18 protein-coding genes and 1 tRNA gene are annotated in these 24509 nt (G+C 63.1%); 8 read left to right on the plus strand and 11 right to left on the minus strand.

The features are described 5' to 3' along the window. The first annotated feature begins 23 nt into the window (after window positions 1–23). Complete coding sequence (locus tag ACLFLU_RS41020) at window positions 24–1409, plus strand: FAD-binding oxidoreductase (RefSeq protein WP_426410302.1); 1386 nt, start codon at window positions 24–26, stop codon at window positions 1407–1409. 138 nt (window positions 1410–1547) lie between these two features. Here ACLFLU_RS41020 and ACLFLU_RS41025 read toward each other — a convergent pair. Further along, window positions 1548–1637: transfer RNA gene (locus ACLFLU_RS41025), tRNA-Ser, on the minus strand. A 196-nt stretch (window positions 1638–1833) separates the two neighbouring features. Between ACLFLU_RS41025 and ACLFLU_RS41030 the strand changes: the two genes are divergently transcribed. Continuing rightward, complete coding sequence (locus ACLFLU_RS41030) at window positions 1834–2175, plus strand: hypothetical protein (protein ID WP_426410303.1); 342 nt, start codon at window positions 1834–1836, stop codon at window positions 2173–2175. Between the two features lie 42 nt (window positions 2176–2217). Here ACLFLU_RS41030 and ACLFLU_RS41035 read toward each other — a convergent pair whose 3' ends face one another. The 5 genes from ACLFLU_RS41035 to ACLFLU_RS41055 form a co-directional block, all read right to left on the minus strand. After that, window positions 2218–3681 carry a trehalose-6-phosphate synthase gene (locus ACLFLU_RS41035; RefSeq protein ID WP_426410304.1) on the minus strand — a complete coding sequence of 488 codons (1464 nt, stop codon included), beginning with the start codon at window positions 3679–3681 and terminating at the stop codon, window positions 2218–2220. A gap of 236 nt (window positions 3682–3917) precedes the next feature. Continuing rightward, window positions 3918–4736 carry a trehalose-phosphatase gene (otsB, locus tag ACLFLU_RS41040; protein ID WP_426410305.1) on the minus strand — a complete coding sequence of 273 codons (819 nt, stop codon included), beginning with the start codon at window positions 4734–4736 and terminating at the stop codon, window positions 3918–3920. 3 nt (window positions 4737–4739) lie between these two features. Further along, window positions 4740–6227 (minus strand): MFS transporter, encoded by a 1488-nt coding sequence (locus ACLFLU_RS41045; protein WP_426410306.1) that lies wholly within the window; start codon window positions 6225–6227, stop codon window positions 4740–4742. Window positions 6228–6667: 440 nt separating this feature from the next. Next, complete coding sequence (locus ACLFLU_RS41050; RefSeq protein WP_426410307.1) at window positions 6668–8701, minus strand: methyl-accepting chemotaxis protein; 2034 nt, start codon at window positions 8699–8701, stop codon at window positions 6668–6670. 148 nt (window positions 8702–8849) lie between these two features. Then, window positions 8850–10889 carry a methyl-accepting chemotaxis protein gene (locus ACLFLU_RS41055; RefSeq protein ID WP_426410308.1) on the minus strand — a complete coding sequence of 680 codons (2040 nt, stop codon included), beginning with the start codon at window positions 10887–10889 and terminating at the stop codon, window positions 8850–8852. Window positions 10890–11137: 248 nt separating this feature from the next. Between ACLFLU_RS41055 and ACLFLU_RS41060 the strand changes: the two genes are divergently transcribed. After that, window positions 11138–12304, plus strand: coding sequence for an FIST N-terminal domain-containing protein (locus ACLFLU_RS41060; protein WP_426410309.1), 1167 nt, complete (start codon window positions 11138–11140; stop codon window positions 12302–12304). Further along, window positions 12301–13659: an ATP-binding response regulator gene (locus tag ACLFLU_RS41065; protein WP_426410310.1), complete on the plus strand. Its 1359-nt coding sequence runs from the start codon at window positions 12301–12303 to the stop codon at window positions 13657–13659. Before ACLFLU_RS41060 ends, ACLFLU_RS41065 begins: the two co-directional genes overlap by 4 nt. A 20-nt stretch (window positions 13660–13679) precedes the next feature. On the opposite strand, the gene ACLFLU_RS41070 is transcribed toward ACLFLU_RS41065, so the two are convergent. From ACLFLU_RS41070 to ACLFLU_RS41090, 5 genes are all read right to left on the minus strand, one after another. After that, window positions 13680–14378, minus strand: a complete 699-nt coding sequence (locus ACLFLU_RS41070; RefSeq protein ID WP_426410311.1) for a response regulator — start codon at window positions 14376–14378, stop codon at window positions 13680–13682. Between the two features lie 10 nt (window positions 14379–14388). Further along, entirely contained in the window at window positions 14389–15075 is a 687-nt protein-coding gene (locus tag ACLFLU_RS41075; protein WP_426410312.1) for a response regulator transcription factor, read from the minus strand. A 120-nt stretch (window positions 15076–15195) separates the two neighbouring features. After that, on the minus strand, window positions 15196–16314 hold the full coding sequence (locus tag ACLFLU_RS41080; protein ID WP_426414180.1) for a c-type cytochrome: 1119 nt from the start codon (window positions 16312–16314) through the stop codon (window positions 15196–15198). Window positions 16315–16485: 171 nt separating this feature from the next. Next, the gene (locus ACLFLU_RS41085; RefSeq protein ID WP_426410313.1) at window positions 16486–18198 is read right to left on the minus strand and encodes a PQQ-dependent methanol/ethanol family dehydrogenase; all 1713 of its coding nucleotides are present in this window, start codon (window positions 18196–18198) and stop codon (window positions 16486–16488) included. 258 nt (window positions 18199–18456) lie between these two features. After that, complete coding sequence (locus tag ACLFLU_RS41090) at window positions 18457–18906, minus strand: SRPBCC family protein (protein ID WP_426410314.1); 450 nt, start codon at window positions 18904–18906, stop codon at window positions 18457–18459. A 495-nt stretch (window positions 18907–19401) separates the two neighbouring features. On the opposite strand from ACLFLU_RS41090, the gene ACLFLU_RS41095 reads away from it, so the two are divergent. From ACLFLU_RS41095 to ACLFLU_RS41110, 4 genes are all read left to right on the plus strand, one after another. Then, window positions 19402–19887 carry a (2Fe-2S)-binding protein gene (locus ACLFLU_RS41095; protein WP_426410315.1) on the plus strand — a complete coding sequence of 162 codons (486 nt, stop codon included), beginning with the start codon at window positions 19402–19404 and terminating at the stop codon, window positions 19885–19887. Window positions 19888–19971: 84 nt separating this feature from the next. Beyond that, window positions 19972–22314 carry a xanthine dehydrogenase family protein molybdopterin-binding subunit gene (locus ACLFLU_RS41100; protein WP_426410316.1) on the plus strand — a complete coding sequence of 781 codons (2343 nt, stop codon included), beginning with the start codon at window positions 19972–19974 and terminating at the stop codon, window positions 22312–22314. 15 nt (window positions 22315–22329) lie between these two features. Further along, window positions 22330–23130, plus strand: a complete 801-nt coding sequence (locus ACLFLU_RS41105; protein WP_426410317.1) for an FAD binding domain-containing protein — start codon at window positions 22330–22332, stop codon at window positions 23128–23130. Window positions 23131–23336: 206 nt separating this feature from the next. Next, window positions 23337–24449 (plus strand): CaiB/BaiF CoA transferase family protein, encoded by a 1113-nt coding sequence (locus ACLFLU_RS41110; protein ID WP_426410318.1) that lies wholly within the window; start codon window positions 23337–23339, stop codon window positions 24447–24449. The last annotated feature ends 60 nt before the right edge of the window (window positions 24450–24509 follow it).

Here is a 24509-nt window from a genome sequence, read left to right on the forward strand (position 1 = left end):
GATCGCAGCGAGGAGCAAATCGGATGGAGCAGCGGCAGCCATATGACGACCTGATGGGCAAATCACACTCCGAACCTCGGCCCATCCCACAGCTCAAGGGCACCATGGTCCTCGAGGGAAACGCCGGTTACGACGAGGCGCGCCGGGTCTGGAATGGCGCCATCGACAGGCGGCCGGCGATGATCGCCTACTGCGCGGATACCCAGGATGTCGTTGAGGCCGTGACATTCGGGAGATCCCGCGCCTTCCCGGTGGCCGTTCGCAGCGGAGGCCATAATGTCGCTGGCCTCTCCGTCTGTGACGGCGGCATGGTCATCGACCTGTCGCGGATGAAACGCATCGAAGTCGATCCGGTCCGTCGCACCGCGCGCGCGGAGGCAGGCCTCGATCTCGGCGAATTCGATCGTGCCACGCAGGCGCACGGCCTGGCAACCACCATGGGGGTCAACAGCGACACCGGCATCGCCGGCCTCACGCTTGGCGGCGGCTTTGGCAAGCTCGGGCGCAAATACGGGCTGACCTGCGACAACCTGATTGCCGCCGACGTGGTGACGGCCGAGGGAAAGATCTTGAGGGCGAGCGCGACCGAACACCCTGGCCTGTTCTGGGGCTTAAGAGGCGGCGGCGGCAATTTCGGCATCGTGACTGCGTTCGAATACCAGTTGCATGCGATCGGGACGTCACTGCTCGTCGCGTCAGCGCTTCATCGATATGATCAGGCGCGCGAGGCCATGCGGTTCTATGATGAATTCGCCCGAGACGCTGCCGATGAGGTAAACGTCGATGCCGCCCTTGTAACGCTGCCGTCGGGCGACCGATTCTTCAGCATCTCCGGTTGCCATATCGGCTCGCATCACGACGGTGAGCGTGCCCTTTCACCGATCGTCAAGTTCGGCTCGCCCGTTGAGACGCGCCTCGCACCTGTCCCTTATCTCGAGATTCAGTCGGGTGGCGATGCCCTGTTTCCGCGAGGACGTCGCTATTACTGGAAAGCGCAGTTCCTGCGTGAGATCAGTACCGGTGCGATCGACGCGCTGCTCGACGTCTATGCGAGAGCCCCCAACACCTCGTCTTTGCTGGTGTTCCAGCACGTCGGCGGCGCAATCGCGCGGGTTCCGGTATCGAACTCGCCTTACGCAAACCGCGATGCAGCGTTCGACTGTTTTCCGGTCGCGATCTGGGATGATTCGGCCGATGACGAGGCGAACATGAGTTGGGCGCGTGAGCTGTGGAGCGCCGTCAAGCCCTACTCGACCGGGGGCGTCTATGCCAACAATTTGGGGGATGAGGGCGAAGACCGGGTGCGTGACGCCTATGGTGATAATTACGCACGCCTGGTCGCGCTCAAGAACAAATACGATCCAGCGAATTTCTTTCGCCTGAACCAGAATATCAAGCCGACGGCATAGTGCATGGCATCAGGGAAATCCAAATGCGAAGCCGCTGGACCATTCTTGCTGCTTTGTTCGTCGCTCGCGCCGCCAGCACGATCTGCGCCGCGATTGCCGCCGGCTTGATCTGGCGGTTGGCGTAGAAAATTGGGCAGATGGCGGAGAGAGTGGGATTCGAACCCACGGTACGGTTTCCCGCACACACGCTTTCCAAGCGTGCGCCTTAAGCCACTCGGCCATCTCTCCGGAGCGCCTTCTCTTGAAGGGGCGCCGGTGATTTTGCAAGGGATCGCGCGTAAATCGGGTGAATTTTCCGCAACATATTGTATTTACAGGAGAATGTCCCGCGGCACGAGACCGTCCGGAACCCACCTTAGACTGAACCAGTCGTGGGTTTGGCGCGACGATTCACTCAAGGACGCCAAACACGACCGGGGACGCCATGACCATCTGCAAAACCATTGCCGGGCTGAGCCTGATTTTGGCCCTCGGCGCCGCCTTTACCGCGTCGGCCAGCGCGCAGGCTTGCACCCGGCAGGGCGTCGATGTGACCTGCGACGACGGGCGGCGCGGGGTGCTTTCGGGCGATGCCATCCTCTGGCCGGACGGGACCCGCTCCAGCTCGACCCCGCACCAGAGCGTGATCATCGGCAACAAAAGCTCGGTGCATGTCGGGCCCGGCGTGTTCGTCGGCCAGGGCAAGGGCATGGTGCCAATGGACGATCCGAACGCGCCAAACAAGCGGCAGTGCGCGATTCTGGACGGCGTGTCATATTGCTATTGAAGCCTACCTCTCCCCGTAAGAACGGGGCGAGGGAGACGAGAGTTAGATCAACCGCACACCTGAGATCGCCGACTTCAGCCAGCGCAACGCCTGCGGCGGCTGCGCTGCGAGCGGGGCGGCCGCGACCTTCTCGGTACGGCACTTCTCGAGCTCGGCGACGAAATCCGACGACCATTGCTGGATGGTGTGGCCGCGCAGGATCTTCATCATCGCGTCCCAGCGCATCTTGCGCTCGGCGAGCGGCATCGTGGCGGCGACAGCGATGGCGCGGGCCATGCCGTCGATGTCGTGTGGATTGACCAGCAGCGCGGTCTCGAGCTCGTTGGCGGCACCGGCGAATTTCGACAGCACCAGCACGCCGGGATCGGCCGGGTTTTGCGCGGCGACATATTCCTTGGCGACAAGGTTCATGCCGTCATGCAGCGGCGTCACCACGCCGATCTGCGCGGTCCGATAGAGGCCCGCCAGCACGGTCTGGCTAAAACCCTTGTTGAGATAGCGGATCGGCGTCCAGTCGACCTCGCCATGACGGCCGTTGACGTCGGTGACGAGGCGCGCGACTTCGTTCTGGAGATTGCCATACGCTTCGATCGCGCCGCGTGAAGGGTTGGCGATCTGTAGCAGCGAGATGCTGCGCGCAAACTGCGGCTGATCGGTCCAGAGCCGATCGAACGCGCTGATGCGGTTGACGAGTCCCTTCGAATAGTCGAGCCGGTCGACGCCGATCGCGAGCCGCTCGCCGTTCAGGCTGCGGCGCAGGCGCGAAACGTCCGGGTGCGAGGCCGACTTCGCGGCATAGGCTGCGAACTTCTCCGCGTCGATGCCAATCGGAAACACTTCGCAGCGCGTCCGTCCGTGCTGCGAGAGCACCACGCCGTCCTCGACAATGAGACCGAGCTCGCCGCCGGCATAGCCGAGGAAATTCTGACAATCCTCATTGGTCTGGAAACCGAGCAGATCATAGGCCAGCATCGCCGTGATCAGCTCACGATGATTGGGCACGCCCTGCACCACCGCAGCGACCGGCCACGGCGTGTGCAGGAAGAAGCCGATGGGATCATCGACGCCGAGATCGCGCAGCTCCGCACCGAGCGCGAGAAAATGATAATCCTGCACCCAGAATGCGGTCTGCGGCTTGCGGAAGCGCATCAAGGCACGCGCCATGAACGCGTTGACCTCGCGATAGCTGACATAGTCGTCGCGCGAGACACGGATCAAGTCGCTGCGCGAATGCAGCGCCGGCCACAGCGCAGAATTGGCGAAGCCTTCATAGTAGCCGCCGTAATGCGCCGCCGGCAGATCCAGCGTCGCAATCGCGCCAGAGCCCAGCGCCTCGATCTCGGCGAAAGGTTCCTTCTGATGGCCGTCACGCACGCGGCCGGAGGACCCCACCCAGATGGCGCCCGAATACTCCACGACGGGAAGCAATGCCGCAGCGAGGCCGCCCGTCATGGGTTCGTTGGGTTTACTACGCGCAACTCGATTCGAAACGACGACTAAATTCACAGGTCGTCCCCTCCTGTTCATTCCACCCCGTTTAACTGCCGTTCATCAATATGGTTCCTGTCATCATTTCTACGAAATGAAACCAAAGTCAGGCGCGCGCGTTGGAACCAGTTTTTGTCGAGGGAACCCGGCAATTTCGCTTGGGAAAGAGAGTCTTGGCGTGAAATTCAGGCAGCATGCGTTACGCGCTCAACGGAACTGCGCGCGCAACAATGTGGCTCTGCGATGACGATGCCTTATTCCAACCTTGTGTCGTCGAGCAGGCGCGCGAGGAACGCACGCACATCGTTCGGCGCATCGAAGTGACCGTTGACGCCGATGGCGCGGCGGCCGACCGAGAAGGAGAGCCCGTTCATGTCGGGCATGATCGCGAACACCGTTTCATCGGTGACGTCGTCGCCGATGAAGATCGGGCGACGCCCTTTGAAGGGCTCGTGCTTCATCAGCTCGCGCACGCCGGTCGCCTTGTTGAAACCGGAATGTTTGATCTCGCAAACGAACTTGCCGGGCAGCACCTCGATCGGCGCGTTGGGCAGATCGGCGCGGATCAGCGAGACGGCTTCATAGATCGCCTTTTCCGCATGCGGCGCGAGGCGGTAATGCAGCGCCAGCGAATAGCCCTTGTCCTCGAGCAGAATGCCGGGGCTGAGCTTTGCGATCGCGGCCAGCCGCCGCTTCAGCTCCTTGTCCATCGGCGGCGCGTGCACGTCGTCGGCTTCATTGCCCGCCGACAGCCGCATCTCCGCACCGTGACCGGCGACGGCGCAAAACACATCGGGCGCAAAGATCAGGTCGATGTCGTTGAGCGAGCGGCCGCTCACCATGGCCAGCGCGCCCGAGGTGCGCTCGGTCAGCCGGTTGAGCGTCTCCGACAAGCCCGGCGGCACCCACACCTCGCGCGGCGTCGGCATCAGATCGAGCAGCGTGCCGTCGATGTCGAGCAGGATCGCGGTCTCGGCAAGGTGCGGAACGAGGGCATGCGGCACCGGCACGGCGTCAGGCGCTTCTTCGAGCATGGCGTGCTTCTGATCCAGTTCAGCGAGTTCCGATTTCATAGTCTACTCCATAGAAGCGAGCGGCCGCGCGATTTCTTCGAGCGATTTGCGCTCCGCGGAGATGGCGTAGCGCCACGCCACGATCGCAGCCGCGATCATCAGGGCAGCTCCCAGCAGATAGCCGGCGAACACGCTGTTGCGTGATCCCGTATCGATCAGGGCGCCGAACAGTGCGGGGCCCGCGACACCGCCGATGCCGGTGCCGACCGCATAGAACACCGCGATCGCTAGTGCGCGAACTTCGAGCGGGAAGGTCTCGCTCACCGTGAGGTAGGCCGCACTCGCGGCAGGCGAGGCAAAGAAGAAGATCACCATCCAGGCGATGGTCTGCCCCTGCGCGCTCAGCGCGCCGATCGAGAACAGATAACCTGACACCGCCAGCAACAGGCCCGAGACGCCATAGGTGAACATGATCATCGCGCGGCGGCCGAGCGTATCGAACAGGCGGCCGAGCAGCAGCGGACCGAGGAAGTTTCCGGCCGCAAACGGCAGCAGGTACCAGCCGATATGATCGGCGCTGATGCCGTAGAAGTCGGTCAGCACCAGCGCAAAGGTGAAGAAGATCGCGTTGTAGAAGAAGGCTTGCGCGGCCATTAGCACCAGGCCGACCAGCGCACGCTGGCGATAGACAAAGAACAATGTGTGCACGACTTCGCTGATCGGAGTGTGATCGCGCATCTTCAGCCGCATCTTGGCGAAGCGTCCACCGCTCGCATCTTGATCGTACCCGATCACCGAACGCTCGATGTCGTCGACGATCGCGTGCGCCTGATCGGGGCGGCCGTGGATCATCAGCCAGCGCGGGCTTTCCGGGATCCACATCCGCATCAAGAGCACGACGAGACCGATGGTCGCGCCGATGAGATAGGCAAGACGCCAGCCGAGATCGGGGCCGATCACCGCGGGGTCGAGCAACACGATGGCTGCGACCGCGCCCATCGCCGCGCCGATCCAGAAACTGCCGTTGATGACGAGATCGGTCCAGCCGCGGTAGCGCGCGGGTACAAGCTCCTGGATGGTCGAGTTGATCGCCGTGTATTCGCCACCGATACCGGCGCCGGTCAGGAAGCGGAATAGCGCGTAGCTTGCGATATCCCAGGACAGCGCGGTCGCGGCCGTCGCGGAGAGGTAGAGCGCGAGCGTGATGAAGAACAGTTTTTTGCGACCGATGCGATCGGTCAGCCAGCCGAAGCCGAGCGCGCCGAGCACGGCGCCGGCGAGGTAAGCCGAGTTGGCAATACCAAGATCGAGGTTGGAAAAGTGCAGTGTTGGGCTCTGCTTCAGCGCACCCGAGAGCGCCCCGGCCAACGTCACCTCAAGCCCGTCGAGAATCCAGGTGATCCCAAGCGCCAGCACGACGCGGGTGTGAAAGCCGCTCCAGGGCAGCGCATCGAGCCGCGCGGGGATGCTGGTCTCGACGATGCGATCGGTCGCGGCCGCCGTCGAGACTACAGGTCCATCATTCAGCGCCGGGCTCTGCTGCAATTCCATCGCGTTGCTGGGTCGTGGGGGTGCGGCATTCCGCCTGCCACCCGCGACAACGTCCGCGGCAAGGGAGGGTTCCGATGGAACGGCGTCGAATACCGGCCGTTTCCGCGGGAGCCGCAAGGAGTTGACGCATGGCTCATGTCAGAAAGACGACACATTCGCGGAAAGCGCGAAGGTGGAATTCAAGAGAATGTTTGAGATGGATTGAGACTCGCACTCCTAACTCCGCTGTCGTCCCGGACGAGCGCAGCGAAGATCCGGGATCCATAACCACAGGACGTGGTTTGGCGAAGACTCGGAGTTGCCACCGTCTTTCCCAACTACTCTCCGGGAGTATGGGTCCCGGATCGGCGCGCGCCTGAGGGCGCGCTTGTCCGGGACGACGGCGGCGTGTTGGGAAACAGCGAGGTCTTCAGGCGCGACGCGCCTGAAGCGCAGCGAATTTACGCCGCTCGGATATTCGCCATGAACCGATCGAGCTCGGCGCGCAGCCGGGTGCTTTCGCTCGACAGCGTCTTCGCCGAATTCAGTACTTCTTCCGAGGCCGAGCCGGTTTCGGCGGCGCCGCGGTTGACCTGACCGATATCGGTTGCGGCGGTTTGCGTGCCTTGCGCGACGGTCTGGACGCTGCGGGCGATCTCCTGGGTCGCCGCGCCCTGCTGCTCGACAGCGCTCGCAATCGACGTCGAGATCGACGAGATCTGGCCGATGGTCGCGCCAATCTCCTTGATCGCGGCGACCGATTCGGCGGTGGCACCCTGCATGCCCGTGATGTGCGACGAAATCTCGTCGGTGGCTTTCGCCGTCTGGCTCGCCAGCGACTTCACTTCGCTCGCGACCACGGCGAAGCCGCGGCCGGCCTCGCCGGCACGGGCCGCCTCGATGGTGGCGTTGAGCGCGAGAAGATTGGTCTGCTCGGCAATTGCCGTGATCAGCTTGACGACCTCGCCGATCTGCTGGGCGGCATGCGACAGCTTGCCGATGCGGCCGTCGGTTTCCTTGGCCTGCACCACGGCGGCCTCGGCAATCCGGCTGGAATCGCGGACCTGGCGGCCGATCTCCTCGACCGAAGCCGAGAGCTCTTCCGTCGCGGTGGCCACCGATTGCATGTTGGAAGAGGCCTGCTCGGAGACACCGGCGACCTGGCTCGACAGGGTCTGCGTGGTCTCCGCGGTGCGGGTCAGGGTGGAGGCCGAGGATTCGAGCTGCACGGCGGAGGCCGAGACGTTGGACACGATGGCGCCAACGGCGCTCTCGAAATCATCGGCAAAGCGGATCAGCTCGCCACGGCGGCTTGCGGCCTGCTCCCTGTTCTGGGCTTCGCTGGCGGCGGCATCGCGCTCGGCCTTGGCGACGGCCTGAACCTTGAACTCCTCGACCGCGCCGGCCATCTCGCCGATCTCGTCCTTGCGGCCGAGGCCCGGCAGCACGACGTCGAAATTGCCCGAGGCGAGCTCGCGCATCGCCTTGCACATCGCGATCATCGGCCGCGAGATGCCGTTGCCGAGCATCAGGGCCAGCACGGCGCCGACGGTAAGGCCACCCAGCGCCAGCATGAGCATCAACCGCTCGGTTTCCCCGATCGTGGCATTGGCGCTCGCCTCGATCCGCTGCTGATCGGCCGACAGGTCCGACCGCAACTCGCCCGAGAGCTTGAGGATGGACGCGGCCGTCTTGGTCATCTCGCCGTTCAACTTGACGATGATCTTCACGTTGTCGGAGAGCTTCGCAAAGGACGTGCGGTACTGCTTCAGCAGACCACCGATCTCGGTGACACGGTCTGTGATCTTCTGGTCGTTGGCGTAGATCGAGACCAGCAGCGTCTCCAGGAACTTGATGCGGGCGACTACGCCGTCGGCGGTCTTCGGCTCCGGCTTGGCGACGAAGGCGCTGACCGAGGTGGAGACCGCGAGATATTGCGAGGTGATGTCCTTGGCCGTGGTCTGGACCGATGCGAGCCCGGCAAGTGCCGCTGTATCGGCGAGGTCGTCGAACTTGAAGCGGATCTTGTTGCCGACGCTGTTCAGCTCATCGGTCGCGATCTTGTTGTTCTCGCGCGTCAGCGTGATGATCTCGCCGAACACCTTTGCGAAGCGCTGGAATTCGGCCTCGAGCTTGCCGACTTGCTCGCGGCGCGCCGCGCCTGTCGTGGCGGACATCGACTTGGCGATCGCCGCCTTCAGATTCTCTTCGGCCGCTTTCGCCGCGGTTTCGTCGTCTGCGGCGCCGGTCAGCGTGTAGGCCCGGGTCAGCCCCTGATAACTGATCAATTCGCGATCGATGGTCCGCGCCAGGTCGGCTTCCGCCACGCTGGTCCGGTAGGAGGCGACGGCGCCCGCGATTCGCTCGAAGCCGAAATAGGCAAATGCCATGCTGAGGGCGAGGATGGCTAGAACCGCCACGAAGCCGAGGATGATTTTTGCACGAAAACGCAAGGTGAAGAGCTTCGATGAGCTCGGCTTCGACTTCACGGACATTCCCCACCCCATTCCATTCGCGGAAAACCAGGCGCAGCCGGGAAGCAGCCCGCTCCCCGACTCAAATGCACGGTAAATGGCAAAGGATAAGCGGCGGTAAATTTACCGCCGTCGCAACTTGCGGTTAGGTGACGCGGTGTGGGTGCCCCTACGCCGCCCGGATATTGGCCATGAAGCGATCGAGCTCGGCACGCAGCCGCGTACTTTCACTCGACAGCGTCTTCGCCGAATTCAGTACTTCTTCCGAGGCCGAGCCGGTCTCAGCCGCGCCGCGGTTGACCTGGCCGATGTCGGTCGCGGCGGCCTGGGTGCCTTGCGCGACGTTCTGGACGCTGCGGGCGATCTCCTGGGTCGCTGCGCCCTGCTGCTCGACAGCGCTCGCAATCGACGTCGAGATCGACGAGATCTGGCCGATGGTCGCGCCGATCTCCTTGATCGCGGCGACCGACTCGGCGGTGGCACCCTGCATGCCCGTGATGTGCGACGAAATCTCGTCGGTGGCTTTCGCCGTCTGGCTCGCCAGCGACTTCACTTCGCTCGCAACCACGGCGAAGCCGCGGCCGGCCTCGCCGGCACGGGCCGCCTCGATAGTGGCGTTGAGCGCGAGAAGATTGGTCTGCTCGGCGATCGCCGTGATGAGCTTGACGACCTCGCCGATCTGCTGGGCGGCATGCGACAGCTTGCCGATGCGGCCGTCGGTTTCCTTGGCCTGCACCACGGCGGCCTCGGCAATCCGGCTGGAATCGCGGACCTGGCGGCCAATCTCCTCGACCGAAGCCGAGAGTTCTTCGGTCGCGGTTGCGACCGACTGCATGTTGCTCGAAGCCTGCTCGGAGACACCTGCGACCTGGCTCGACAGGGTCTGCGTGGTCTCCGCGGTGCGGGTCAGCGTGGAGGCCGAGGATTCGAGCTGCACGGCGGAGGCCGAGACGTTGGACACGATGGCACCGACGGCGCTCTCGAAATCATCGGCAAAGCGGATCAGCTCGCCACGGCGGCTTGCGGCCTGCTCCCTGTTCTGGGCTTCGCTGGCGGCGGCATCGCGCTCGGCCTTGGCGACCGCCTGAACCTTGAACTCCTCGACCGCGCCGGCCATCTCGCCGATCTCGTCCCGGCGCCCCAAGCCCGGCAGCACGACATCGAAATTGCCCGAGGCAAGCTCACGCATCGCCTTGCACATCGCGATCATCGGCCGCGAGATGCCGGTCCCGAGCAGGAAGGCAAGGACTGCACCGAGCAGCGTGCCGCCGACCGCGAGCATCAGCACCAGTTGCTCGGTCTTCCCGATGGTCGCTGCCGATTCCGAATCCAGCCGCTGCTGCTCGGCGACCAGATCCGCCTTCATCGCAGTCGCACCCCGAAGGATCGCGCCCGCCGAGCCGCTCATCTCAGTGACGAGCTCGTCGACCAGCTTGGCGTTGGCAATCAGCTTCTCGAGCGCTTCGCGATAGGCGACGAGGATGGTCTTGGCGTCCTTCAGGCCGGCGACGATCTTGTCGTCCATGGAATAGACCGCGCCGAGCGAGTTCTCGACGAATTTCAGCCGCGCCAGCGCGCTGGTCGCGATCGCCTGGTCGGACGTCAGCACGAAATTGGTCGCCGCCGCGCTTGCCGTCTGGAACTGGGCGTTGACCTGCTTGGTGCCGAACTCGATCGACTGCGCCTCGGAATCGGAGGCGTTGTTGCCGATGTCATCGAGCTTGTACTTCAGCAGATTGGCCTGGCGCGAGAGCTGGTTCTGCACCATCAGCGTGCTGTCGCGCTTGGCCTGGAGAACCTTGGCAAAGGTCGCTGAGAAATTCGCAAACTCCTTGGCGAGCTTGTCGAGGCTGTCCTGCCGCGCCGGCGTCTTGGCACTCTTGACGGCTTGGTCGATGGCCGTCTTCAGACTGGCTTCGGCATCCAGCGCCGCCTTGGCGTCATCTTCCTTGCCGGTGACGACGAAATATTTGACGGCCGCGCGGTAGCCGAGCAGCTCGCGGTCGATGTTGCGGGCAAGATCGGCCTCCGAGACGCTGCTGCGGTACGACCCGACGCCGGACGAGACCCGCTCGAAGCCGAAATAGGCGAAGGCCATGCTGCCAGCGGAGATCACCAGCACGGCGGCAAAGCCGAGGATGATCTTGGCTCGGAACCGGAGGGTGGGAAATATGCTGCGCTTGGACGGCGACGCGGTACGCCCGGACATTCCAACCCCCATTTTCTATTCGGCCGTCGTCCGGGGGCGCCCCGCCCCCAGACCCGGATGCGCAAAACTAGGGCAGAATCAATAAAGGCCGGTAAATTCGTCCGCTGTCGGCGAAGCGGGTCGACGAGGCCTGATCAGCCATGGGGTCGTCGTCAGCCGTGTTGCGACAGGACGGAAAATGCCTTACCGTCAAATACTTGTGAGGCGCTCGGCAGCAGATCGAGTTTGACCTCAACGGGAGAGACGGAGTGGGGGAAGCCGACTTTCGGTTGAACGGCACGTCAGGCGTTGCCGTGGCGAAATCGAAGGCTGCGACCATTGATGAGGCCGTGCTCGATCTTGCGGCGCAGCTTCCCTCCGAAGACCTGGCACTGATCCTGGTCTTTGTCTCACCGCACTACGAGCCTCACAGATTTATCGCCGCCTTCTCTCGGCAGTTCGACACGACACCCGTCTGCGGCTGCACCACGGCCGGCGAGCTCGCCCCCGACGGTTGGGACGAGAACAGCGTGGTCGCGCTGGCATTCAGCCGTACTGATTTTTCGGCCGTGGTCCGGCCGATCCTCAATCTCGACAGCTTCCGCGTCGAGGATGGCCGGAGGATCGTCGGCGAGCTTCGCCACGAACTCCTGCACGTTAGCCCCCAAATGGACCATGGCAATTCCTTCGGACTGGTCCTGATCGACGGTCTGTGCCGCCGCGAAGAGGCGGTGATGTCGGCAATCTATGCGTCGCTCGACGACATACCCGTTGTCGGAGGGTCGGCGGGCGATGGATTGCGATTCGAGAAGACGTGGGTGTTCTTCGGGGGCAAGGCCTACACCAATGCCGCCCTTCTGATTCTGCTGAACACGTCGCTGCCATTCCGCGTATTCAAGTGCGACAATTTCGAGCCGATGCCACAGAAGATGGTGGTAACCGAGGCTGATATCGAAAGGCGTACAGTTAAGGAGCTGAATGCGGAGCCCGCGGCTGAAGAATATTCCCGCATGGTCGGGATCATGGACGCGAAGCTCGACCCATTCTCCTTTGCCTCCCACCCCGTGCTGGTCCGCGTCGGGGGCTCGTACTACGCGCGATCGATCCAGCGTGTCGAGCCTGACGGATCGCTGCATTTCTTCTGTGCCATCGACGAGGGCATGGTGCTGACGACCGCAACTTCCCGAAGCCTGGTCGGATCGACGCGCGAAGTCTTCGCACAGACGCAGAATCAGATCGGCGAAGTGTCGCTCTATATCGGCTTCGAATGTCTGCTGCGCCGGCTCGATGCCGAGCAGCATCAACTCGCCCGCGACATGTCCGAACTCTACCTGCAGCATCGGGTCGTCGGCTTTCACACCTACGGTGAACAATTTGGTTCAATGCATGTGAACCAGACGTTTACCGGCGTCGCCATTGGCAGGCGGCCTGCGTGACCGAGACTTGGCAGGATCTCGCCACCGTCGAAGAGCTACGACGGGAGACCGCGAAGCTGAAGAAGATCAACGCTGCGTTGATGTCGCGCGTTGAACGCTCGATGGATCAGCAGCTCAACGCCTTCTCGTTGTTTGAGACTGCCATCGCGCTCGATCACCAGGTACGAGACCGGACGCACCAGCTGCGCGATGCACTGCATTCGGTCGAGCGCGCCAATGAAGGCCTTTACCGCGCCAAGCAGCAGGCGGAAGCCGCAAGTTCACTGAAGTCCTCGGTTCTGATCTCGGTCACCCACGACCTGCTGCAGCCTTTGAATGCGGCTCGACTGACGCTGTCGGCGCTGACGGAGATGATGGAATCGCAGGACGCAGGCGTGCTCATCGATCAGGTCGACCGCTCGCTGCTGACACTGGAAGACCTGCTACGCTCGCTGCTCGAAATCGCGAAGCTTGACGCGGGCGCGCTAAAACCCGACGCACGTCCTCTGGCGCTGGCGCCGCTGTTCGAACAACTTCGCAACGAGTTCGAGCCCATTGCGGCACGACAGGGCCTCGCTCTGCGAATCCGCACCACGGAACTCGCGGTCTCATCGGATGCGATGATGCTGCGCCGGATCCTGCAGAACCTGATAGCGAACGCGATCCGCTATACAAGAAGCGGTGGCGTCATCATGGGCTGCAGGCATCACGCTCATCGTGTCTGCATCCAGATTTCCGACACCGGCCCCGGGATCGCGCCGGCGCAACAGGAGGCGATCTTCCGCGAATTCCAGCGCGGTGATGCCAGCGCGGCCGACCAAGCCGGCTTCGGGCTCGGACTTTCCATCGTTCGCCGTTTCGCAACCGTGCTCGGGCATGAGGTGCGTCTGTCATCGCAAGTGGGCCGAGGATCGACCTTTGTGCTGGAAACAGAACCGGCCGATATCGCCGACGTCCGCAACGAGGTTGAGGAAGTCAAACAGGCCGAACGGCACTATGGCCGACTCGAAGGCGCCAAGATTCTCCTGATCGAGAACGATCCATCCGGTTCTGAAGCGATGGCCGCCTTGCTGGAAGGCTGGGGCTGCGATGTCGCGTGCACGCGCTCCGGCGCGGACGCGCTGTTGCGCCTCAGAGAACTCGGCGGCACGCCCGATGCGATCATTGCCGACCTCCACCTCGATCACGGCGAGAGCGGATTGTCGGCCGTCGCGGACGTCCGGCAGCAATTGAGGATCGAGACGCCAGCCATGATCATCACCGCCGACTATTCAGAGAAGGCCGCGAAAGAGGCCAGCCTCTGCGGGCTCGAAGTGCTGAAGAAGCCGATCAAGCCCGCCGAGATGCGCGCGCTACTGTCGTTCCTGCTGAGCTAGTAGAGGAAGACCAGATCGCGTCACTCCTTTCGATCCGCTGGTCCGCGATCGTGCTTGTCCCGTGTCCCCTCGGTCGCCAGCGTGGCAAAATCGATCCTGGACATTTCGACGATGGCCTTGGTGCGGCTCAGTACTTTCAACTTGCGCAGGATGTCCGAGACATGGACCTTCACTGTCGTCTCGGAAATCTTGAGCTCGTAGGCGATCTGCTTGTTCTGGAGGCCACGCTTCAGCATTTCGAGAACGCGCAATTGCTGCGGCGTGAGTTCGTGCAGCCGCTTCAGGAGATCCTGCGCGGGACCTGCCCCTCCGTGCCGGCGGACGGGCGGACGATAGGTGCTGGGCACACAGACCTCTCCGCGCAGGGCCTCGCCGATCGAGCTCGCGAGCTCCTGCTTGGATGACGATTTGAGGATGTAGCCCGATACTCCGAGCGACAAAGCGCCCGCGATGATCTGCGAATCCTGATGCGCGGAGACGATAACAACAGGAATCTTCGGAAACGCCTTGCGGATACGAATAACGCCGGAAAGACCTGTCGTGCCCGGCATCGAGAGATCGAGAAGGATGAGATCGAGCTCGGCGAGAGATGACAACAATTCGAGAGCAGAAGCGATCGTCGTTGCGTGCAGAATGTCAACTGCGGGCGCGACCATTTTCAGGGCGCCTTCAAGCGCCTCTCGAAACAGCGGATGATCCTCGACGATCAGGAATCGCATGTGTCGATGCTCATTGCGGTCGCTCGCGATCTGCTTTCGCGGAGGGCCGCCTGCGTGGATCAGGCAAGTCCATCTTGCCGAGCTCGATGATTGCCTTGTTGCGGCTGAATATTCCGAGCTTGCGCAGGATCTCGGTGATGTGCGCCTTCACCGTGGACTCGGCGAGCTGAAGCTCCTGGGCGATTTGCCGGTTTGGGTGGCCGCGCCGCAGCAGATCGAGGACCCGAAGTTGCTGCGGCGTGAGTTCGCGCAGCTTGATCTCGAGAGCCGCGCCGATGTCTCCCGGCCGTCGCTGTGGCGTCGCCACGAAATCCCTTGGCACGGACACCGAACCGCTGAGCACGCCTTCGATTGATTGCGCAAGCTCGCGCTTCGACGTCGACTTCGGCAAATAGCCGGCAGCACCTAACGCAAGGGCCTCACGAACCACATGCTGGTCCTCCTCGCTCGACACGATCGCGATGGGCAAACGAGGAAATGTCTCGCGCAACCGGAGAAAGCCGGAAAATCCGGTCGCGTCCGGCAGCGAGAGATCGAGCAGGGCCAGGTCGATACCTGGCTCGACCAGGAGCACGTGGACGGCATCCTCAATCGACATCGCTTCGAGAATCCGGGCCTCAGGCAGCATCAACCGCACAGCATTGCCCAGCGCTTCGCGAAACAGCGGATGATCGTCGATGATCAGGAAGCTGGTCATGGCGCCTTCCAAAACCCCTGTCGCATGCGGAAGAGCGCATCCATGCAACGCCCGTCCGGCGCCGAAACAGGGCCGGATAGACCCTACCTCATCTTGGTGGTCTCTTCCGGTCAAGCCTGTTCAGTCACTGGAGTCAGCCTGGACCGTGAGCAGAAAGGCATAGATGCTGTCGAACTGGTCGTCGGTAAAGACCTCCTTCCATGGAGGCATGCCCTTGGCCGGCCGCCCATCGTGAACGGTGGTCCAGAATTTCTCGCGCATGTCGTCGCCATAGCGGTGACGTAGAAGCCTCAAATCGATCTTCCGCTCGCTCTGGACAGCGTCGGGACCATGGCAATGCGCGCAGGTTCCGTTGAATATCTCCTTACCGCTGCTGACCGCTTCAGCGCTGGGCGGCTGCGCATTGCCCTTGGCCTCGGTCGCAACCGCGTTGGCAATCTGCGGCGCACCGGCCCCCGTGCCTGTCGTGGTTCCCGACTGCTGTGCACTGAAACGAACCGGTTGGCCGCTCGGCAGACCATATTTCACCCTGAGATCTGCGACGGTGCGCTCGAGCTGCGGCAGCGCCGCATCGACCTGATCACGGAGGTCCGCTGCTCCCTTCGCGAAGCCGATAGCCGCTTCCCAGGACAGACCGTCGCCCTCGGTGAGCTGAATTCGATAACGGTCGCCGTAGACGGTTTTATTCAGCCAGCCCGCGACCGGCCCCCAAATGAAGGCGACGTCGGCCCTGCCCTGATCGACAGCCTGCATGCCCTCCTCGGGCGACAGCACGGTCACTTTCTGGATATCGTCACGTGTCGCAAGCAAATTTTGCGGCGTGCTGTCGAACTGGACTGCGACGCGCTTGCCCCTGAGGTCGTCGACACCGGCAACCGTTAGGCCCTTTGCGGTCACCAGCGCATAGCCTTCCCGCGCAATAGCGCGGGAGAAGATAACGGCGGGGCCCATGAAATCGTCGGAACGCGGAAGCCCGATCATGGCATCGCATTGTTTGCCGAGTAGCGTCACGCGCACGGTGCGCTTGCCGAAATAGGATTTGTACCAGTCGTAGGCGATCGGCTGGCCGAGTGCCTGCGCCAAGGCTTGGCCGATCTCGACATAGAATCCCGGCTGCGACGGATTATCGCTCGAGAACGGGAGGTTGGTCGGATCGGCACAGAGGCGGAACGGCTTTGCTTCGTCCGCACGCCCGAACGTGACAGAACCGGGCGACGCTGCGGCCGCGCACGCAGCCATGACAACGAGCAAACGATAACGGGATCTGCCAATGCAGGAATGATTCAGACGCACCCTCGTCTCCTGTGGTTCGTTAGCCTGTGCGCCACAGCCCATGACTGAGGCCACGACGCATCGACATTCTGAAAAAATGTGCGCGCATCCCGTCACCCAGGAAGCGCGCGCAAGTGTTCACTGGACGGAGAACACGAAGAGCGAACCACCCTCGGGAGCAGCGGCGGTCATCTTCTTGCCAACCTCGCCCAGGAATGCCGGCAGCGCCGCTGTGCGGCCGACGACGATGGCGACATATTGCTTGCCGCCGACCTCATAGGTCACTGGACCTGCGCCGATGCCGGAGCCGAGATTCTTGCTCCAGAGCACCTGCCCGGACTTTGCATCGATGGCGCGGAAATCGCCGTGGATGTTCCCGGCGAACACCAGTCCGCCCGCAGTCGTCAGCGTCCCGCCGTTGAACGGCAGATCCTCCTTGATGGACCAGACCTTCTTCTGCGCAACGGGATCCCAGGCAACGAGCTCGCCAAGGAATCCGCCAGGACCTTCCTTGGTCGGGAATTCGGCGCCGAGGAAGAACACGCCGCGCTTGTAGGAAACGTCCGAGACGGACCAGTCCATGCAGACGTTGTTGGATGGTATGTAGACCAGTCCGGTCTGCGGATTGAACGACATCGGCTGCCAGTTCTTGCCGCCGATCAGGTTCGGGCAGATGTCCTTGGCCGGGTGGCCGGGACCGGGTCGCTTATCGGGGTCCTCCACTGCGCGCATGGTGTTGACGTCCCACTTCTGCGCCCAATTCGCGAAGACATATTTCTCTGCCGAAAGTACTTTGCCAGTCTCGCGGTTGGCGACGAAGAAGAAGCCGTTGCGATCCGCCTTCATCAGCGCCGGAACGGTGCTGCCGCCGATCTTCAGATCCGCGAGCACCGCCTCGTTGACGCCGTCATAGTCCCAGGCATCGGCCGGCGTGGTCTGGATATGCCACTTGATCTTGCCGGTGTTGGGATCGAGCGCGAGCGTGGACGCCGTATAGAGATTGGTCAACTTGCCGAGATCGCTGTTACCGGTCGAGCGCACGGCCGTGTTCCACGGCCCAGGATTGCTGGTGCCCCAATAGACCGTGTCACTCTTGGGATCGTACGAACCCACCAGCCAGGGCGCGCCGCCGCCATGCTGGGCGGAATCACCCTTCCAGCTGTCACCACCGGGCTCGTCAGGGGTCGGCACGGTGAAGGTCTGCCAGACACGCTTGCCGGTCTTGATTTCGAATGCCTGGAGCGCGCCGCGCACGCCGTACTCACCACCCCCGAAGCCAGTGATGACCTTGTCGCGCACGACAAGAGGCGGCGATGTGATCACTGAACCCTGCTTGTAGTCGACCACGGTCGTGGTCCACAGCGCCTTGCCGGTCGCAGCATCGAGGGCGGTCAGCTTGCCGTCGAGGCGGCCGACAAAGATCTTGCCATCCGCATAGGCCACACCGCGATTGTTCACGTCGCAGCAGGCATATTGCAGAACATCGTCGGGAATTTCCGGCTCGTAGGTCCATTTGCGCGCACCGGTCGCGGCGTCGAGCGCGTAGACGTATTTCGGGCCCCACGAGGTCGAGACGTAGAGCGTGTCGCCGATCACGATCGGCGACGATTCATTCGAACGCAACGACGCCAGTGAGAACGAATAGGCGAGCTGGAGCTTGCCGGCATTCTCTGTGTTGATCTGCTTCAGAGGGCTGAAGCGCGTGTTGGCGTAATCGTGGCCGGCGACTGCCCACTGCGTCGGCTCATCTTGAGCCTTGAGCAGGGAATCATTGGCACGAACGCCCGAGGCTCCGGCGACAAGCATTGCAATCACCGAAATGCCGGCCAGATAGCCCTTTCCAAAGGTCATGTCATTCCTCCGCTGTGATGTTGTGCGCGCCTTGCTTGGCGACCGAGCATGTGTGCTCGCGATGCGCAGTTGGCCTGCGATTCATCGTGGAAATTACAGCATCGGTAATTCGCGCTTAGTATAGGCGGAAGGTAGTAGTGCGGATCGCGGACGGTTTTCGCTGCGCATCTCGTTGCCCGCACTCAGGTCTTGTTGCCCGTGACGGCGCAAAAGCGCCTATCGGATCTCCGTCGGGAAACGCGAAATCCGATGAGTCCGTCAGGGTGACGGCGCGACCACCGCGGCGAAACTTTCAAAGAAGCTTGCAGCCAGCTTGCGTGACGTCGAATCGATCAGCCTTGCGCCAAGTTGCGCGAGCTTGCCACCGATCTGCGCTTCGGCCTCGTAATGCAGGATCGTGACATCGGGCCCCTCTTCCTCGAGCCTGACCTTCGCTCCGCCTTTTGCAAAGCCCGCGACGCCGCCCGTGCCTTCGCCAATGATGCGGTAGCCGTTGGGCGCATCGATATCGGCCAGCGTAACCTTGCCGGCAAACGTCGCTTTCACCGGCCCGACCTTCAGCACAACCGTCGCGGTCATCTCCGTCGGTGACGCCATTTCCAGCGATTGGCACCCGGGAATGCACCGCTTGAGAATCTCTGGATCGTTGAGCGCGGCCCACACGGTCGCCTTCGACGCCGGGATGCGTTGACTGTCATTCATTTGCATAGCTTCCACCCTCCGCTGTTGCCATTCGGCCCGGGTAAGGCGGTCGTCGCACGGGATCAATCGCCAGGAAGTACTAGACACAAGGGCCAGGTGTAAGGGCGAGCCGAGGTGCGCCGGCGGCAGCGCATCGAGATCAGAATCAATAGAATCAATGACTTAACCCACCTGCGCCTACTACCAAGATCGCGATTACAAAGGCATGAGCGCGTGCTCCTATCCGTGCAACGAACGATGGAGGGACACACGCGACAGGGCTGAGATCAGTGAGCAAGCACGGCCGCCAACAGAACAAGCCAGCGCAGCACGGACGTTCCGCATAATCTCACACGCTCGCAATGCAGCGGCGGCGGTACGGAACAACGCGATCGAATCGCGCGGCCGTTGCCGCAGGGACCGTGACCTTTCGATGACGAAGGCCAACCAAAATCCCAGTTGCAAAGTTCCGTTCGCGCTGTCTCTAATTGGAATAACTACAAACAATCGGGAGGAAATCACGTGTCTACAGTCAAACTGACGGTGAACGGCAAGGCCGTTGCTGTCGACGTCGAGGACCGCACGCTGCTGGTCCATCTCTTGCGCGACCACCTCAACCTCACCGGAACCCATGTCGGCTGCGACACCAGCCAGTGCGGCGCCTGCGTCGTGCACATGGACGGCAAGGCGGTGAAGTCCTGCACCATGCTCGCCGGCCAGGCCGACGGCGCCAACGTCACCACGATCGAAGGCATCGCCAAAGGCGACGAACTGCACCCGATGCAGGCCGCCTTCCGCGACAATCACGGCCTGCAATGCGGCTATTGCACGCCGGGCATGATCATGTCGGCGATCGACATCGTGCACCGTCATGGTGGCCAGCTCGATGAGCCCACCGTCCGGCACGAGCTCGAGGGCAACATCTGCCGCTGCACCGGTTACCACAACATCGTCAAAGCCGTGCTCGATGCAGCCGGACGCATGAAGGTCTCGCAGGCGGCCGAGTAAAGCGGCTCGCCTCGAAAAAAGAACCACCGCTGCGGCTTTCGAGGGAAAGCGCAGTCAAGACAATTCCGGTCGGGAGGACCAGACATGGGTGTTGAAGGCATCGGCGCGCGCGTCGTGCGCAAGGAAGACAAGCGATTCATTACCGGCAAGGGCCGGTACGTTGACGACATCAAATTGCAGGGCATGACCCATGCCCATTTCATCCGCAGCCCGCACGCGCACGCCAAGGTGAAGAAGATCGACTCTTCCGCCGCGCTGAAGATGCCGGGCGTGGTCGCGGTGCTCACCGGGCAAGAGCTGGTCGACGACAAGGTCGGCAACCTCATCTGCGGCTGGGCCATCACCTCCAAGGACGGCAGTCCGATGAAGATGGGCGCATGGCCGGCGATGGCGCCGGAGACGGTGCGTTTCGTCGGTCAGGCCGTCGCCGTCGTGATCGCCGACAGCAAGAATCTGGCGCGCGATGCGGCCGAGGCCGTAGTCGTGGATTATGAAGAGCTCCCGGCCGTCGCCGACATCCACGCTGCAATCAAGGCCGGCGCGCCACAGCTTCACCCCGAGGCCCCCGGCAACCAGGTCTATGACTGGGTGATCGGCGACGAGGGCCCAACCGATGCCGCCTTCGCCAAGGCTGCCAATGTGGTCAAGCTCGACGTCACCAACAACCGCCTCGCCCCGAACGCGATGGAGCCGCGTGCGGCCATCGCCAACTACGACGCAGCGGAAGAGCACTTCACCCTCTATACGACATCGCAGAACCCGCACGTCGCCCGCCTGGTGCTGTCGGCGTTCTACAACATCGCCCCCGAGAACAAGCTGCGGGTCATCGCCCCCGACGTCGGCGGCGGTTTCGGCTCCAAGATCTTCATCTACCCCGAGGAGATGGTGGCGCTGTGGGCCTCGAAGAAGGTCGGCCGTCCGGTGAAATGGACCGGGGACCGCACCGAGGCCTTCCTTACCGACGCGCATGGCCGTGACCACGTCACCCATGCCGAAATGGCGTTCGACGCCAACAACAAGATCACCGGCTTCAAGGTGAAGACCTACGCCAATTTCGGCGCCTACATGTCGCTGTTCTCGTCGTCGGTGCCGACCTATCTCTACGCGACGCTGCTGTCGGGCCAGTACAACATCCCGGCAATCCATGCCGAGGTGATCGGCGTCTACACCAACACCACGCCGGTCGACGCCTATCGCGGCGCGGGCCGTCCCGAGGCGAGCTATCTGGTCGAGCGGATGATGGAGACGGCGGCGCGGCAGCTCAAGGTCGATCCGGCCGAGCTGCGCCGGACCAACTTCATCGCCCAGTTCCCGCACCAGACGCCCGTGATCATGGCCTATGACACCGGCGACTTTAATGCCTCGCTCGACGCCGCGATGAAGGCGATCGACTATGCCGGCTTCGCTGCCCGCAAGGCGCAAGCGAAGTCACAGGGCAAGCTGCGCGGCATCGGCGTGTCCTGCTACATCGAAGCCTGCGGTATCGCACCGTCCAAGGCGGTCGGCAGCCTGGGGGCCGGCGTCGGCCTCTGGGAATCCGCCGAAGTGCGCGTCAACCCGGTCGGCACCATCGAGATCCTCACGGGCTCGCACAGCCATGGCCAGGGTCATGAGACCACCTTCTGCCAGCTCGTTGCGGAGCGTTTGGGCGTTCCCATCAGCCAGGTCTCGATCGTCCATGGCGACACCGACAAGGTGCAGTTCGGCATGGGCACCTACGGCTCGCGCTCTGCAGCTGTCGGTCTCACCGCCATCCTGAAGGCGATGGAGAAGATGGAGTCCAAAGCCAAGAAGATTGCAGCGCATGCGCTGGAGGCTTCCGAAGGCGACATCGTCATCGAGAACGGCGAGTTCAAGGTGGCCGGCACTGACAAGGCGATCGCGTTCCCGATGGTCGCGCTCGCGGCCTACACCGCGCACAACCTGCCTGACGGGATGGAGCCGGGCCTGAAGGAGAGCGCCTTCTACGACCCCACCAACTTCACCTTCCCGGCCGGCGCGTATATCTGCGAGCTCGAGGTCGATCCCGGCACCGGCAAGACCTCCTTCGTCAACTTCGTCGCGGCCGACGATTTCGGTCGGCTGATCAACCCGATGATCGTCGAGGGCCAGGTCCATGGTGGCCTTGCCCAGGGCATCGGACAGGCGCTGCTCGAGCACGCCATCTACGATGCCAACGGCCAGCCGGTCACGGCCTCCTTCATGGATTACTCCATGCCGCGCGCCGACGATCTGCCGTCGTTCAACCTCTCCCACACCACGACGCTGTGCCCGGGCAATCCCCTCGGCATCAAGGGCTGCGGCGAGGCCGGCGCGATCGGCGCCTCTGCGGCCGTGATCAACGCTATCACGGATGCGATCGGCAAGAACAACCTGGAAATGCCCGCAACCCCGGATCGGGTGTGGCGCACGATCCACGCGGCTTAAGAGGGAGGAACGAAGATGTACCAGACCACCTATCATCGCGCTTCCTCTGTCGACGAAGCCGCAAGCCTGTTCGCCAAGGGCACCGAAGCGAAGTTTCTTGCCGGCGGCCAGACGCTGCTGCCGGTGATGAAGCAGCGGCTCGCCAGCCCCTCCGACGTGATCGACCTTGCGAAGATCAAGGAGCTGATCGGCGTCGAGGCCTCCAGCGACATGCTGACCATCAAGGCCGCCACGCCGCATTACGACGTCGCGACCAGCGACGCCGCGAAGAAGGCGATCCCGGCGCTCGCCTATCTCGCGTCGCTGATCGGAGACCCCGCCGTGCGCTATCGCGGCACGATCGGCGGCTCGATCGCCAATAACGATCCCGCCGCGGACTATCCGGCCGCGCTGCTCGCGCTCGGCGCCACCGTGAAGACCAACAAGCGGTCGATCGCGGCCGAGGATTTCTTCAAGGGCCTGTTCACAACCGCGCTTGAAGACGGCGAGATCATCACGGCCGTATCGTTCCCGGTGCCGACCAAAGCTGGTTACGCAAAATTCCCGAATCCGGCCTCGCGCTTTGCGCTGACCGGCGTGTTCGTCGCTCAGACGAAGTCGGGCGACGTCCGCGTTGCTGCCACCGGCGCCTCGCAGAGCGGCGTGATGCGGGTGGGCGCCATCGAAGCCGCGCTGAAGGCGAACTGGTCGCCGTCGGCGATCGACAGCGTCAGTATTCCGGCGAGCGGATTGCTGGCCGATATCCATGGCACGGCGGAGTACCGCGCCAATCTGATCAAGGTGATGGCGCAGCGCGCGGTGGCTGCCGCCGGCTAGCATCGCGACCTAGCGTCTCAACACAAATCTTCCGCGGCGCGCAGCAATGCGCGCCGCTTTTATTATGCGCCCATGCATGAAAAGCGCTTGCCTCACTGGCGTGAAGGCGAGAAAAGTTAATCAGCCAATTAACTCGCCGCAGAGAGGAACGTCCGACGCGCCTGCCGAACCGTCGGCATCCGCTCGCGACCCGAGGAAACAACAACGTGCTCGACAAACCAGCCCAGACCACATCCGCCCGCACCACCGGCCCGCTCGCGGGCTTCCGAATCGTCGAATTCGCCGGCATCGGACCGGGCCCGTTCGCGTGCATGATGCTGGCCGACATGGGCGCCGATGTCGTCACGCTCGACCGTGTCGGCGCGAAGAGGAGCATGAAGTCGGTGGCGGGCCGCGGCCGCAAGGTGATCGAGCTCGATCTCAAGGACAAGGCGTCCATCGCACAGGTGCTTGACCTGCTCGCCGGCGCCGACGCGCTGGTCGAAGGTTTTCGTCCCGGCGTGATGGAACGGCTCGGCCTCGGCCCCGATGTCGTGCTCGCGCGCAATCCTAAGCTCGTCTACGGCCGTATGACCGGATGGGGCCAGGAAGGCCCCCTGGCGAATGCCGCCGGCCATGACATCAACTACATCTCGATCACCGGTGCGCTCGCCGCGATCGGACCTAAGGAAGCGCCGGTGCCGCCGCTCAATCTGGTCGGCGATTTCGGCGGCGGCGCGCTCTATCTCGTCGTCGGTGTGCTCGCGGCACTGCTGGAAGCATCAAAGTCCGGCAAGGGCCAGGTGGTCGACGCGGCAATGTGCGATGGCGCGGCATCGCTGATGTCGTTCTTCTTCGACATGAAAACCCTCGGCCGCTGGACCGAAGGCCGCAACCGGAACTTCCTCGACGGCGGCGCCCACTTCTACGGCGTTTATGAATGCGCCTGCGGCCAATTCGTTTCGATCGGCTCGATCGAGCCGCAGTTCTACGCGCTGCTGCGCGAGCACGCGGGCCTCTCCGATGCCGATTTTGACGCGCAGATGGACCCCAAGGCCTGGCCCGTGCTGAAGGAGAAGCTGAAAGCCGTGTTCAAGAGCAAGACGCGCGAGGACTGGTGCAAGATCATGGAAGGCAGCGACATCTGCTTCGCGCCGGTGCTGACCATGTCGGAAGCGACCGAGCATCCGCACATGGTCGCCCGCGATGTCTTCATCGAGCGCCACGGCGTGAAACAGCCGGCGCCCGCGCCGCGCTTCTCGCGTACGCCGTCGGCGGTTCGCGAGCCGGAAGGCGCGGAGATTTCCGCGGTGACGGCTGCGTGGAAAGCAGGCCGCTAAGGCAGGCTTAAGGGTTGCAAGCAGGCGCCTTTTTGCGTCACTTCGCGTTCATACCAGTGA

Source organism: Bradyrhizobium ganzhouense (genome assembly GCF_049949285.1).
Lineage (GTDB): Bacteria > Pseudomonadota > Alphaproteobacteria > Rhizobiales > Xanthobacteraceae > Bradyrhizobium > Bradyrhizobium ganzhouense.